The sequence below is a fragment of the Planococcus halocryophilus genome, assembly GCF_001687585.2.
GTDB lineage: Bacteria > Bacillota > Bacilli > Bacillales_A > Planococcaceae > Planococcus > Planococcus halocryophilus.
In genome coordinates this window covers 2448367-2462131 of sequence record NZ_CP016537.2, presented here as the reverse complement: position 1 = coordinate 2462131, position 13765 = coordinate 2448367, and the positions used below count along the sequence as shown (strand labels likewise).

Annotated in this window: 16 protein-coding genes; 9 read left to right on the top strand and 7 right to left on the bottom strand. The window is 35.7% G+C overall.

What is annotated here, in order from left to right; translation table 11 throughout:
- Positions 1 to 102 precede the first annotated feature (102 nt).
- From BBI08_RS12410 to BBI08_RS12380, 6 genes are all read left to right on the top strand, one after another.
- A complete protein-coding gene (locus BBI08_RS12410) occupies positions 103 to 402 on the top strand; it encodes a replication/maintenance protein RepL (RefSeq protein WP_008498192.1) in 300 nt (99 codons plus the stop codon).
- Between the two features lie 281 nt (positions 403 to 683).
- Positions 684 to 1346: a YveK family protein gene (locus BBI08_RS12405; RefSeq protein WP_065528162.1), complete on the top strand. Its 663-nt coding sequence runs from the start codon at positions 684 to 686 to the stop codon at positions 1344 to 1346.
- 28 nt (positions 1347 to 1374) lie between these two features.
- Positions 1375 to 2388, top strand: a complete 1014-nt coding sequence (locus BBI08_RS12400; RefSeq protein WP_008498189.1) for a GNAT family N-acetyltransferase — start codon at positions 1375 to 1377, stop codon at positions 2386 to 2388.
- Positions 2389 to 2409: 21 nt separating this feature from the next.
- On the top strand, positions 2410 to 2889 hold the full coding sequence (locus BBI08_RS12395) for a hypothetical protein (protein ID WP_008498187.1): 480 nt from the start codon (positions 2410 to 2412) through the stop codon (positions 2887 to 2889).
- 13 nt (positions 2890 to 2902) lie between these two features.
- Entirely contained in the window at positions 2903 to 3232 is a 330-nt protein-coding gene (locus BBI08_RS12390; protein ID WP_040850957.1) for an MGMT family protein, read from the top strand.
- A gap of 290 nt (positions 3233 to 3522) precedes the next feature.
- On the top strand, positions 3523 to 4257 hold the full coding sequence (locus BBI08_RS12380) for a gamma-glutamyl-gamma-aminobutyrate hydrolase family protein (RefSeq protein ID WP_008498184.1): 735 nt from the start codon (positions 3523 to 3525) through the stop codon (positions 4255 to 4257).
- 52 nt (positions 4258 to 4309) lie between these two features.
- On the opposite strand, the gene BBI08_RS12375 is transcribed toward BBI08_RS12380, so the two are convergent.
- Both BBI08_RS12375 and BBI08_RS12370 read right to left on the bottom strand, forming a co-directional pair.
- The gene (locus tag BBI08_RS12375) at positions 4310 to 4885 is read right to left on the bottom strand and encodes a hypothetical protein (RefSeq protein ID WP_065528161.1); all 576 of its coding nucleotides are present in this window, start codon (positions 4883 to 4885) and stop codon (positions 4310 to 4312) included.
- Positions 4886 to 4890: 5 nt separating this feature from the next.
- The gene (locus BBI08_RS12370; protein WP_065528160.1) at positions 4891 to 6186 is read right to left on the bottom strand and encodes a helix-turn-helix domain-containing protein; all 1296 of its coding nucleotides are present in this window, start codon (positions 6184 to 6186) and stop codon (positions 4891 to 4893) included.
- 472 nt (positions 6187 to 6658) lie between these two features.
- Here BBI08_RS12370 and BBI08_RS12365 point away from each other — a divergent pair, with 472 nt between their 5' ends.
- Together BBI08_RS12365 and BBI08_RS12360 are read left to right on the top strand one after the other, a co-directional pair.
- Positions 6659 to 7252: a general stress protein gene (locus BBI08_RS12365; RefSeq protein ID WP_008498181.1), complete on the top strand. Its 594-nt coding sequence runs from the start codon at positions 6659 to 6661 to the stop codon at positions 7250 to 7252.
- Positions 7253 to 7359: 107 nt separating this feature from the next.
- Positions 7360 to 8205: a general stress protein gene (locus tag BBI08_RS12360; RefSeq protein ID WP_008498180.1), complete on the top strand. Its 846-nt coding sequence runs from the start codon at positions 7360 to 7362 to the stop codon at positions 8203 to 8205.
- A gap of 40 nt (positions 8206 to 8245) precedes the next feature.
- On the opposite strand, the gene brnQ is transcribed toward BBI08_RS12360, so the two are convergent.
- The 3 genes from brnQ to BBI08_RS12345 all read right to left on the bottom strand — a co-directional run bounded on the left by brnQ (position 8246) and on the right by BBI08_RS12345 (position 10239).
- Entirely contained in the window at positions 8246 to 9571 is a 1326-nt protein-coding gene (gene brnQ / locus BBI08_RS12355; protein ID WP_083383317.1) for a branched-chain amino acid transport system II carrier protein, read from the bottom strand.
- 116 nt (positions 9572 to 9687) lie between these two features.
- Positions 9688 to 9873: a CsbD family protein gene (locus tag BBI08_RS12350; RefSeq protein ID WP_008498178.1), complete on the bottom strand. Its 186-nt coding sequence runs from the start codon at positions 9871 to 9873 to the stop codon at positions 9688 to 9690.
- Positions 9874 to 9945: 72 nt separating this feature from the next.
- Positions 9946 to 10239: a hypothetical protein gene (locus BBI08_RS12345; RefSeq protein ID WP_008498177.1), complete on the bottom strand. Its 294-nt coding sequence runs from the start codon at positions 10237 to 10239 to the stop codon at positions 9946 to 9948.
- A 357-nt stretch (positions 10240 to 10596) separates the two neighbouring features.
- Between BBI08_RS12345 and BBI08_RS12340 the strand changes: the two genes are divergently transcribed.
- Positions 10597 to 11673, top strand: a complete 1077-nt coding sequence (locus BBI08_RS12340) for a glycosyltransferase family 4 protein (protein ID WP_008498176.1) — start codon at positions 10597 to 10599, stop codon at positions 11671 to 11673.
- Between the two features lie 107 nt (positions 11674 to 11780).
- Here BBI08_RS12340 and BBI08_RS12335 read toward each other — a convergent pair whose 3' ends face one another.
- Positions 11781 to 12818 carry an LCP family protein gene (locus BBI08_RS12335; RefSeq protein ID WP_065528158.1) on the bottom strand — a complete coding sequence of 346 codons (1038 nt, stop codon included), beginning with the start codon at positions 12816 to 12818 and terminating at the stop codon, positions 11781 to 11783.
- A 172-nt stretch (positions 12819 to 12990) separates the two neighbouring features.
- A complete protein-coding gene (locus BBI08_RS12330; RefSeq protein WP_065528157.1) occupies positions 12991 to 13626 on the bottom strand; it encodes a YigZ family protein in 636 nt (211 codons plus the stop codon).
- Positions 13627 to 13765 lie beyond the last annotated feature (139 nt).

The window sequence follows — 13765 nt, the reverse complement described above, 5'->3', positions numbered from 1 at the left end:
TCAGTACTAAATGAAATAGTATGTATATTTTAAAAAAGAGAGGGTATAGATAAAATAAGTGAAAAGTGTATACCCTGGGATGTGATTTTCGGAGGTGGTTAGGTGAAAGTGGTAGAGAATCAGGTGTACAACACAAAAAATGTATTTTCAGAAGAGAAGATATTAAATGATTGCCGTGAATACTTTTCATCAGAAACTGAAAAAATAACAGAAGTTGGAGAAAGATTTATTCAGTATTTTTTAAAGAATGCTTCAAAAGAAGGTGTGCTTTTTAAAACGATCAAAGAAATTACGACCGATATTAACATCTCTCATCAAACTTTAACCAAGGTGTTAAAAATATTAGAGTCAAAAGAAATTATTTATCGGAGGAATGGAATTATCGGATTATGGAAAGAATAACATAAAAGCATCTCTCGGTTTTCTGAGAGATGCTTTTTTTGGTTTGTGCTTGTAGTAAAGGGGGAATTTTATGAAAATATAACTTAATACCTAACTTGCTTTCATTTAACGTAAATTGGTTTAAGTCTTTAGACTAAATGCTTATTTAAAAATCTAAATATTTAAAAAAATATATAAAAGAGTAGATAGAACCACTCAAGTATGATATAAATGAACTATAATAATCTGAATTTTTAGAAATAACAGTTAGATTAACGCTCTTGAACAAGGAGGAGACCATAATGAATGATTTGAAAGTCATAAAACATTTGGTAGTAGGCTATAAAAAACAAATTTATTTTGTAATCAGCTTTACTTTTTGTTTAATGATTACAACAATGTTCATTTTTGGGTTTTTTTTAAAACCTGAGTATCAGTCTACTAGTCAGTTGCTAATCGGGGAACCTTTGACAAGCTCACAATTAGAAAAAGAAAACAATAAGCCAGAGGCTCAAGTGACGGAAGCATATGCTGCTTTTCTCAAAAGTCCAGAAGTGTTAGAGAAAGTAAGTGAAGAACTTAAATTTGCAAACTCTGTTTCCGATCTTAGTAAACAAATAGATGTGAGCTATACAAATAATTCTCCAGTTCTAACAATTTCTACTTTGTCTTACGATAATAATGAATCAAGCAAAATCGCTAATACTTTGGCAGTTGTTTTTCAGGAAGAAGTGAGAAATTCATTACAAGTTGATAATGTCAGCATTATTTCTTTAGCACCAGCTGAAGGTGAAAGTAGAAAGCCGAGTCAAAGTGCAATCATAATTTACACCGCAATAGCGACATTTATAGGACTTACATTCAGCACTCTTTTAGTATTCGTTATTAATGGGATAAAAAATGTAGCAAATAGAGATAGAGAAGTAGGAGAAAGCGAGCAACAATTACAGACAGTTTTCAAATGATTTTCAAGGTGAAGTAGGGGTGGAATGAATGTATGAGCTGATATCAATACAAGAGCGTAGTCGCTGGAAAAAAATTCTTGATACATTACACATCACAGACATTTACTATACGAATCAATATTTTTTGGGAGCTCTTAAATTAGACCCGGGAGAAGCGGTTCTTTTTCACTATAAAGATGGAGATGGGGAAGTTGTTTATCCTTTTATTAAAAGGCAAGTGAGCGAGGGAGGATCTACTTTTTATGATGTGACTACTCCCTTTGGATATGGAGGGCCTTTACTGAAAGTAGAAAAAAATCGTGCGAATTTAGCTGGGAATTTCAGAAAAGCTTTTAGGGCGTATTGTCAAAGTGAAAAAATAATTGCTGAATATATACGCTTTCATCCTTTAAAAGAGAATGCTCATTTTTTTCAAAGCTATTTGAAAGTTTCTCCATTATTTGAAACCTACACAATTAACTTAAAGGATATAGAGAATCCTTTTGAAAAAATTCAATTAAGCAACAATAGTACAAGTAAATACAGTGCGGATTTAGTTGTGAAAAAGTTAGGGACAGTGCGGCATATGTTTGAATTTCTAGTATTGTATTATGCAGCCGCAAGAAGAAGAGAGGAAGCGGATAGTTACTACTTTTTCACTAACGATTATTTTGAAGCGCTAATCAGCTCAATGGGGTCAGATCTTCACCTATTTGGTGCATATCATGAAAACAAGCTAGTCTCAGCTTGCTACGTACTTGCGATGGGAGATACCATATTTTATCATCTTGGAGGCAGTGTCTCTGATGTTTACAGCGAAAATACAATGAGAACATTATTGTTAAAAATCGCTGAGTGGGGAGAAGATAACTATTATTCTTTTTTCCATCTAGGTGGGGACTTTCAAGGTAATGTAACAAACGAGAAGCAAATTAAAAAAGGAATTGCTAACTGTGAGCCAAGTATATTCTATTTTGGCCAGAAAATTCATGATCAGCAAATTTACGATAGCTTAGTCTCGATTGAAGATGAAGATATTATTCGTAGATATAGAAATATCTAATTATTCCTGGGAGGGTTAATCATGAAGTATATGCAATATAAAGGTGTGGTAGAAAGAGAATATAAAAAGTCTTTGAGGAAAATTATGCATGAAATATGTGTAGTAGAAGGGTTGAATTCTTCCCTTGGAGCGAAAAAGCTGGGTATCGCAAAAGAAATTTTTGTTTATTGGAGAAGCTTTTATCGATTAGATCGAAACCAGCAGCTATTTGATCAAACTATTGACGATATCGACCAAATGAAGTTTTTATATTTAAATGAGGCAACAGCCATTGACTCAAAACGTCCATTAAAACATGATGATGAACAGTCGCTTGAAGGTCTTGAGGAATTAGTTGGTAGAATGGTAGAGTATTATAAGTGTGTGCACGCCGAAAGCAACGGGCTTGCGAAAGATACAGGGAATTTACCATTATATGAGTTTGTACAGGAGCTTCTGGAAGATTATAAAAGTGGACGTTTATTAATGGAAGTTGAGAGTCAAAAGAAAAAAGCGCAATAGGATGGATGAAGAAATGCAGACCTTCACTGAAAAAGCATTAAATATAATAAAACAGATTCCAGCAGGTAAAATCATGACATATGGGCAAGTCGCTGCGATAGCTGGCAGTCCTCGAGCAGCTAGGCAAGTGACGAGAATCCTCCACAGTATGAGTGACAAACATAACTTACCTTGGCATAGAATCGTCAACAAGCAAGGTCAAATTGCACTTAATGATGAAGAAGGACGATTTTCCCAAAGAAAGCTACTTCAAAAAGAAGGTGTTGAAGTCGACTCTAATGATCAGGTTGATTTAGTGCGGTTTCGCTTTGATCCTTTAGAGAAAACAGTAAATGAAATTTAATACAAGAGTAATTTCAATGGAGGCCGATTCGCTTATGAATTCGCCTTTTTCTTTTGTTCATCTTTTATTTCACTTTCTGTGTAATCTAGTCGTTTATGAACTTGATAAAAAATTGATGAATAAGTTTTCACAATACGCATTACCTATCCCTTTGTATAAATCTCCTGCCAATATGTATTACCATAAATTTGAAAATAGTAAGTAAAAAATATATCAAAATGTTTATAGATTTTAAGAGACAGGGTATAGAATAAAATGCATGATGCAATCAAGTAGAGAAGAGGGAAAACATGGCGAAAAAAGATAAGCCAGTAATTGGCATAACTGCTCGAGTTGAAGAAAACCAAACTTATTCGCTTGATCCTGTATATGGAAGAGCAATTTTACGCGCAGGAGGATTGCCGTTAATAGTACCTATCGTAGATGAGGAAGATATTCCATTATTATGTGAAAGGTTAGATGGTCTGATTGTCACTGGTGGTGGTGATATTAACCCCACTCTATACGGAGAAGAACCACATTTAAAGCTCGGAGCTGTTTATCCAGGAAGTGATAAGTACGAAAAAGAACTAATACTAAAGTTTCTTGAGTTAGATAAGCCATTTATTGGGATGTGCCGAGGTTTGCAGATGTTTAATGTTTCCTTAGGAGGTACTAATTATCAAGATTTAGAATCTCAATTTGAAGGGGAACTACATCAACACAAACAAAAAGCGATGCGAACGCATCGAACGCACTCTGTAATTTTAGAAGATGACAGTTTATTATATGATATTATGAAAGAGAAAAAATTTAACGTAAATTCTTTCCATCACCAAGGCGTAAAAGATGTTTCACCACAGCTTACTGTAGCTGCCTATGCTGCTGACGGGTTAGTTGAAGCATTGGAAAGTAAACATCACCAATTTGCTATGGGAATTCAGTGGCATCCGGAAGAATTTGCTCTTCAAGGCGATGAAGCTTCAATGAATATTTTTAACCGGTTTGTTGAAGAATGCTTAATAGATAAAAAGCAAAATCAATAAAAAGAAGGAAGTTGCTTAAAGTATAAGCAACTTCCTTCTTTTTATTGAAAAATTATAATTTTGAAGATCCAACAGACCAAGGTTCAGGAACACGAGCTTGAACAGCAACTTCAGTGCCAACAGCCCAAGGCTCAGGAACACGAGCTTGAACAGCGACTTCAGTGCCAACAGCCCAAGGCTCAGGAACACGAGCTTGAACAGCGACTTCAGTGCCAACAGCCCAAGGCTCAGGAACACGAGCTTGAACAGCGACTTCAGTGCCAACAGCCCAAGGCTCAGGAACACGAGCTTGAACAGCGACTTCAGTGCCAACAGCCCAAGGCTCAGGAACGCGAGCTTGAACAGCGACTTCAGTGCCAACAGCCCAAGGCTCAGGAACACGAGCTTGAACAGCGACTTCAGTGCCAACAGCCCAAGGCTCAGGGACGCGAGCTTGAACAGCAACTTCAGTGCCAACAGCCCAAGGTTCAGGAACACGAGCTTGAACAGCAACTTCAGTGCCAACAGCCCAAGGTTCAGGAACACGAGCTTGAACAGCAACTTCATTATCAGAATTTAAATTGATGCCGAATGATAAACCGTTAATTGCAAGAACAGAGAAAAATAAAATGGTAATTCCTTTTTTCATTACATTCACTCCCCAAATAATGTATTAATCTTCTTATACGATTCTTTTGCTTTATTCAATATTTCAGCAGCTTCTTTATAACGTTCTTGCTCATAATATAATTTACCCAAATGTCCGAAGTAATATCCGCTTTCAAAATAATTATCTGTAGCTTCAAGGCTCGGAATCAATTGATTTAGTACATAATCTTCAAAGTCTTCATAGTTCTCATCTAAAAGATGTACTAAACATATAAATTCAATATAGGCTTCTTTAAATATATGGTTTGTTGGAGAATTTATATTTAATTTTTTATTTTCAACAATTTCCATGCCTTTACGAAGCCATTCTCTTGCAGCATCGAAATTCTTTACTTCATATTGGCATTTAATTAAAATACAGTAACTTAATAAAAGGTCAGCAGTATATTCTGGGTGAATGTATTTTAATGAATTTTCTATATGAGTAATAGATTGGTTATAATTTTGAAATAAAAAATATGAATAACCTAGATTAAATTCTGTTGTAAATCGTAAAATATCAATTTCTAATTTATTGCCGATGGTTAAAGCATTTTTGTAATGATCCATCGACATTTTGAAATTGCCAAAATGCTGATGCGTTATTGCGATGTTCAAATGGCATTCTACAATACGCTTTGGAATAAATTCCTGTTGATAAATTTTTAATGCCATTTCAGTATACTTAAAAGCTTTTTCTGTTTCTCTGCAATTAGTGCTGGAAATTCCGATTGAATAATAAAGGTCGCCAAGTTCTGAAGCGGAGATGGTGTTCGGCGCGATTTTTTCTGCAACCAGATAAGTTTTCAACGCTTTCTCGTAATCATTGAGAATATAATTGTAGTTACCGTTGTACTTATGAAACAAGTAAAACTGTTCCTGGCTCATAAACTCTCTGAAACGTTCCATTTCTTTGATTTTTTCTTCAGCACTATCCAAATCTCCAGTGATAATGTAATACCTAATTTGTTGAATACAATATTCCAACTCGACATCTTCATCAGCGTGTAATAAAGGATGCCCTTGGATGTCATTGTACTGCTCCATGATTTCAGCTTTGTTTTGAGGGTGCAACAAAGAGTTTTTAAAGTTCTTTACGAGAACTTTTCCGATTGGATTATCTTTAGGGGCTAAAGGTATAGCCAGTTTCTTGCACAAAGCCTCGAGTTCTTTTAATGCCGGGTCTTTGACGCCACTTTCAATTTTCTTAAGCTCTCTGGGAGACAGTATGCCAGAGGAGAATTCTTCTAAACTGATTTTTTGCTTCAAACGATGGTATTTTAAACGCATTCCCGTGTCCATTACTGCTCTCCTTTCTTTCTGTAAGGGCAGTACTTCTGTCAGCCAGGTAGGAGAATTGTTTTCCGTCTTCCTCGGACCATCCGAAAAATAAGAAGAAAATAGATCGCCAAGTACGATAATAGCCGCCTCCACATCCTATATTTCACTTTTTTAACATCTTTCATCTATGATATCATCAATTTTCAAAATAGACTGCTTTTTTATTTTAGAAATGGGCGAATTTGAAAAAAAGGGAAAATATGCTTACTACACAAAATGTAAAATTAAAAAATTCCAAATTAGTAATTTTATTAGGTATTTTGAATTGGTTATTGTTGGTGGGGAAAGATTTTTGTTTAATTTGCCCTTATACTTGGTATTTATATAGCTTTTTACTCCTTATGAAAAATCTAATGTCAAAGCACGTTAAGGATTGTTCAGTAATGGGTAAAGACAGAATACAGTGTCTATTAAATTTATGGAGGTTTTTTATATGAGATCACACAATAAAGTTCTAGCAGTCGTATTCTCAGAAAATGATTTACTGGAGAAGATTAATGACTTGAAAGCTTCTGGGTATAAAGAGCGGGATCTTCATGTTATGGCTAAAGATACAAAGCATTTTGAGAACATTTCTTTAGAAGGTACAGATGTTGATACATTTACTGATAAATTCAAAGGATTTATTACAGGAGACAGTGGGATTCGTGCAGGAGTAAAATCATTGAAGCTTTCAGAAGAAGAGACATCCCGTTACACAAGCGACCTTGCCAAAGATGGAATACTTATATATGAAGATGAAGATCACAAAACGATTCTTGATGAAATTTCTAGCAAGGAAGATGGAATAGAGTCTAAAGATCCTAATGAACAACAAAGACATCAATTTATCAATTCGGTTGATAATAATTTCGATGAACAAGAAGATCGTTTTGCACGAGGAGAAACATTTATGCAAGATGCAACTCTAATAAAAGATGAGCATCACAATTCTTTTACAACAGAGGAAAAATCCGAAATTCAAAAAACTAGAGGTGGCTCTAGCGAATCTGAAAAACATAGCCAAAACGATAAAAAATATAAATAAAATCTTTCAGCGTATATCTTAAGAGTAAGAGTCTTCTATAGATAGGTTTTAGTAATAAGAAGAACAGGGTAAGTAAAAGTAATCTAGCACACAGGAGGTACAAAACAATGAAATCAGGAAATCAAGAGTTTGAAATCGTTTATAGCAAATCAGAAATGGAACATACGTTACAACTATTAAAGGCGAAAGGATATCATGAAAAAGATATCCACCTATTGGCAAACGACAAAGAAATTGTAGAGTCTGCTGGGAAATCAGGAGTCTCTGCTGATCGAGCAAACTCTTTTTCGAATCGTTTCAAATCTTTTTTTAGTGGAAAAGATATAGTCAGAAAAGAGTTAGATCGCTTTAATTTGAGTAAAGAAAGAACGGATGATTACGAACGTAGAATTGAAAAAGGGGCTGTTCTTCTATATACAGATGGAGACGTGGCAACCCCTGAAGATGAGCACTTTTCTTCTTTAGATGATTCGAACGCACCAATGGATTTAGAAGCCGAAACTGCAGGGACTCCAGATTCAGATCCTGTTTCCCGATATACAGAAAAACATCATGACCCAGATGAAATTTACACACGTGAAGTTTCAAGAGAAGATCAACATGCTCGTGCTGGTGAACATGATCGTTTCCAAGATTCTCGATTAAAAGGAGATGAAATTCACCCTACTGGAGGATTAAATAAAGAAGAACACACTAGACAACGAAAAGAAATGGATCATGAACCGGGTCTCCAAAACAAAGACAGTCAAGATGAATTATTGCGTGAAAAAGGTGTTAATCGCAGACAGGATGAACCTTCACCGGGAGTAGATCCGAACTTAGGACCTGCCCCATTTGGTAGGGAGTTTGAGGAATCTAATAATGATCAAGGAAACAATCCTGATGAACACCGTGATATACAACATAAAAGAGATTCCGATAATACGACTCCGCCGACACCCAGACTATTCTAAATAATAAAAAGCGTTCCCGAAATGTTTCGGGAACGCTTTTTTAGTTATTCTTGTGTGCAGTTCGAGCGATAAGAATTCCTATTAACGTGGCAATTGTAGATGGTAAAACCCAACCAATTCCTTGTTCAAAAAGCGGAAGAAGATGGAAGATGGAATCTAGTTGCTCAAAAGAGATACCTGATGAGCGTAAAGCATCGAATATGCTAATAACTGCCGTTGTAGATAACGCGAGTATATAGACAAAAGGTTTTCGATAAAAAATACGATCAAAAAATGATAAAATCACTAAAACTATAGCGATTGGATAAATAGCGAGCAATACTGGTAGAGAGATTGCAATTAATTGAGTTAACCCAATGTTTGCTATAAACGCGGAGAAAATCGCAAAAAACAAAACATAACTCATATAAGAAATCTTAGGGAAAATTTTAAACGAAAACTGGGCGGTAGCAGATACCAGTCCAATAGACGTAGTCAAACAGGCAAAGGTAATTGCTACAGATAAAATGATTCCTCCGATTTCACCATAAAGTACTCGGGAAGCCATAGCGATGATAATACCACCGTTATCTTGTAAGCCGATAGCTTCGACACTCGTAGCTCCAATATAACTTAAAGATAAGTAAACAGTAGACAACCCAATAGCTGCAATAAATCCAGCATATGCCGTAGTCTTTAAAATAACTCGGGTATCTGTAACGCCTTTACTTCGAATTGACTGGATGATAACGATTCCAAACACTAAAGCAGCAATGGCATCCATAGTTAGATAGCCTTGTAAAAAACTTTCGAAAAATGCTTCAGTGTCATAATTTCCAACAGGTGAATTTATAGAGCCCATGGGGTTGATAAAGCTTTTTATCGCTAGCATGCCAATAACCGCTATTAATAGGGGAGTTAAAATTTTACCGATTCTATCAACAAGTTTTGTAGGATTCATCGCAAACAAAACAGTAATTGTAAAGAAAGCTAGTGTGAAAATTGTTAATGGCCAAAAAGATTCAGTCAGGGTAGATGGCAAAAAAGGAGCAGCCCCAATTTCGAATGCCACGGTTGCTGTACGTGGAATCCCAAAGAAAGGACCAATTGCTAAATAAACAATTAATGTGAAAACGATTCCGAAAACGGGATGGACACGTCCTGCAATCGACTGTAAATCTCCACCTGCTTTAGCGATTGCTAAAATACCAAGTAAAGGGAGCCCGACGCCAGTTAATAAAAAGCCAAAGATGGCTAAGATTAATTGGTCACCGGCAAGTTGTCCTAAATAAGGGGGAAAGATGATATTCCCAGCACCTAGAAACAGGGCAAAAAGCATAAGTCCTAAAGTTAAAGTATCTATTTTTGTAAGCGCATTCTTTTCCATCATAAGCTCCTCCGTAAATAACTTGTATATACGGATACTTATTATAACAGAGTGATTTAATATTTGAAAACTTTAAAAAACATAAATAAAAGCCCAGCTTTCTAGCTGGGCTTTTATCATTTTTCATTCTTGTTTTTGAAATCTCCAATTTTATCTTGGACATGGCCTTTTGCTTTATCCATTTTACCCTCAACTTGCTTATCGGTATCATTCGTAGCGTTTCCAACTTGGTCTTTAATCTCGCCTTTGCCTTTGTTCACAGCACCTTTTAGTTTGTCTGAAAAGCCGTTATTATCACTCATTAATGATTCCTCCTTCAAATTTTTTGTTGTTAATACAATAGCCATCTAAAGTAGTAACTAAACATCAAAAGTTTATTTTGATGTTAATTGAAGGCTGATTAAAGTTTGTTTTGCGGAACTTTTTACTGTAATACATAAATCTTCATTGCTTAACCTTGTTAAAGTACAAAGAGGAGTATGAATGTTTGTAGCAACACCTGATCTTACTTCAGCATGCTGATCCATAGACAAGTCAACAAGTAATCCTTCACAGGTAATTGTTTTCGCAAGATCTGCGCGGGATTGATAATCCATTTTCAATACAGCAGCTTCATCCCAAGGTGTCCACACCTTTTTCAGTGAGTAGTTTTGAAGCGTCTCATCCATTTGGCTTACACTCCTTATCAAATAATGAAATTAATATTATAGTCTATTTAATATATCACATTTTTACCTAAAAGTAATTAAAAATACTTATTTTTAAGAGTTATCAGTAGGTAATATTACTTTTTTGCACTTTTAAAGTTAAATTCTTAGGAGTGCGCTTTTTTAATAGAGTAAGGAGTAAATTAGTTTAAGAAAAAGGTAAAAGGGTAGAAACTTTATAAAGTAGATGAACGTCTTATATTTAGAAAACCCAAAGGAAAACATAGTGTATAAGCAGGTTTTTCTTTATTTCTTGTGCAGTCATGCTATAATATCAATGAATAAGTATGTGTAAAAGTTATTTTAAGGAGGGAAGACATGCTATACCTCATGATGGTCTTGGCATTTATAGCTTCGATTGTGCTAACACCGGTTGTTAAACGCATTGCCTTTCGCGTAGGTGCAGTCGACCGACCAAATTATCGAAAAGTTCATGCGAGAATTATGCCGCGTTTAGGCGGATTGGCCATTTTTGGGTCATTTTTAATCGCATATTTCATATTAAAACCTCAAGATCCAATTTCGAATGCTATTGAAGCTTCATTTATACCGATTGAAACAGCGATTATTTTAGGTGCTCTATTAATTATTATTACAGGTGTACTAGATGATATGTATGAAATCAGTGCCAAAGCGAAATTAATTGGGCAGCTCGTAGCTGCGGGAATTGTTGTCGTTGGTGGTGGCCTCGAAATTTCCTTTATTAACTTACCTTTTGGAGGCGTCTTGGATTTCGGCTATTTTAGTATTCCATTGACGATTTTATGGATAGTTGGAATTACCAATGCCATCAACTTAATTGATGGTCTTGATGGGTTGGCAGCTGGGGTATCAACAGTTGCTTTGCTAACGTTAGCAGCTATGGCATTTATTATGGGCGATGTGTATGTTATGTCAATGGCGGCGCTATTAGCAGCTAGCACATCAGGATTTTTAGTTTATAATTTTCACCCCGCCAAAATTTTCATGGGAGATACAGGTGCATTGTTTTTAGGGTTCATGATTTCGGTCTTGGCATTAATGGGCTTCAAAAACGTTACAGTTGTAGCGTTAATTATCCCAATTATTATACTAGGTGTGCCAATTTCAGATACATTTTTCGCAATTGTTCGTCGTGTTCGTGAGAAAAAATCGATTTCAGAAGCCGATAAATCTCATTTGCATCATTGCTTGTTGAACATTGGTTTTTCACATAGTCAGACGGTGTTAATCATTTACGGAATTGCAGCTTTGTTCGGATTGGCAGCTCTTTTATTCTCTCAATCGACTTTATGGGGAGGCATATTGCTAATTAGCGTAATGTTACTAGCAATTGAACTTTTTGTAGAAGTAGTCGGATTGGCAGGGAAGAATTACCGTCCATTGTTAAATCTAGTTCGACTAATTGGTAAGTGAAAAGAGTGAGTTTGAAGCATACGCTTCAAACTCACTCTTTTTTGATAGAGAATAGAATCAAATTTTATATAAGAAGTATTTTAGTTAGAAAAAAACACCACAGTTTTTTACTGTGGTGTTTTGTTGTCTTCAGTTTGGAAGTCAGCAACCTCTGAGTTTGATTCTATTTGGGTCAAATTAGATGTGTCAGTTTTTAATCCAAGATGACTTTGTAAAATATCTTGGGTTTCTGTTAACGATTCTTCTTTAAGTTTCCAGTAATAAATTCCGGTAGACATATCATCATACCCATCAAGAGTGATTGTTTCGACATCTGGTTTACCGTTTTTGGCGTATTCAAACAATGAACTTATGTTTTTGAAAGTTAGATCTGTTTTCATATTATCTCCGACTGCTTCAAATACGTCTCCATACTTGGTGATAGAATCCGCTGATACCGCTCTATTCATGATTGATTCTAATATCATCTGTTGGCGTTTTCCGCGTTCGATATCATTATCGTAATGACGAGTTCTTGCAAGTGCAAGAGCTTCACTACCGTTAAGGAATTGGATTCCTTCTTTTAATTCAATGGCATTTTGTGAATCATTTTCATCTTGTTCGATAATATCATAAGGTACCTCGACCTTAATGCCTCCGAGAGCGTCAATCACTTCGATAAATGCATCAAAATTCATACGAAGGTAATAATCGACTGGAACTTCTAATAAATTTTCCACACTTTCGATAGTTGAACTCGGTCCGTTATATGAATAGGCGTGAGTGATTTTATCTTCTCTTCCGCTGTCAGGGATAAAGGTGTATGTGTCACGCGGGATGCTCACGAGTTTAATCGATTTATCTTCATTGTTTAAAGTAGCGAGAACCAGTGCATCGGAACGGATATTGTTATTACTTTGATTTCGTTCTTCACTATCATCCACGCCTATAAATAGAATGGAAATATTGTCAGTAAGCGGTTCGATATCCTCATTTATATTGCCCGCGGGTTCAAAAGCCGTATCTACAGCTGTTTCGGCTTTCTTAATTAAGTATATTCCATATGCTGATACACAAATAAGTAAGGAAACGGCTAAAGTAGCAATTATTACAAGAATGGTCCGCTTTTTGTTATTTTTGGTTTTCCGATAATATTTTCGGTTCATGTAAGTTGCTCCTCTATCGGTTATGGGCCAACCGAGTAATTAGTTCGGATTAATCCAATCTTAATGATGAATACTACGTGTGTTTGTATAAAATTTGGGTAGTGAAAATATTTCATTTTTCTATTCTTTTGATATTATACAGTGATTCTTCGCATGCGTAAATGAAAAGAATTTAAAGGAGATCGAATTCAAGAAACTGACTGTCCACAGTACTAATATGAGCCTGTCCGTTTGTCAGTCCATTTATCCAATCGATAAATTCCATCTTTTTTTCAATGGGAACATAAATATACAGGTCTACACCCTCAGTATATTCTAGGTGATCTAGTGGAAACGGTGATTGGCGTATTTCATTCTCAAGCTTTCCAAGCCACGTGTAATCAATAGAGGTTTTCATTAAAAAGTGTAATCGTCTATCCACAACTCCAGCGGCTGTAAGAGCAGCTGAAACGGCTTTTCCATAAGCTCGTATCAGTCCACCACTACCTAGTTTAATGCCACCGTAATAGCGAGTAACTACAACGACAGTATCTTTCAAACCTTGTTTTTTTAAAACTTCGAGCATAGGAAATCCAGCAGTTCCGCTAGGTTCTCCGTCATCATTCGCCTTTTGGATTGAGTCGTGTTCACCTATCAGGTATGCTGAACAATTATGGGTAGCGGTTTTATGTAGCAGTTTAATCGAATTGATAAACTCAATGGCTTGCTGTTCAGTTTCAGCCCGTGCAGCATGTCCAATAAACCTAGATTTTTGGATAAGTATTTCTGCACTGCCAGAATCGCCTACAGTTGTGTAATTTTCTCGCAATTTAACTCCTCCTGTTGTAAAATGAAATCAGATAATTTGTAATGTATATTTAACATTTACTTGCGTATATAGTGATATACTTATTACAACCGACAAGGTATAAAGAAGCAAGGCTCATACCTAGACACAGTCAGTATAG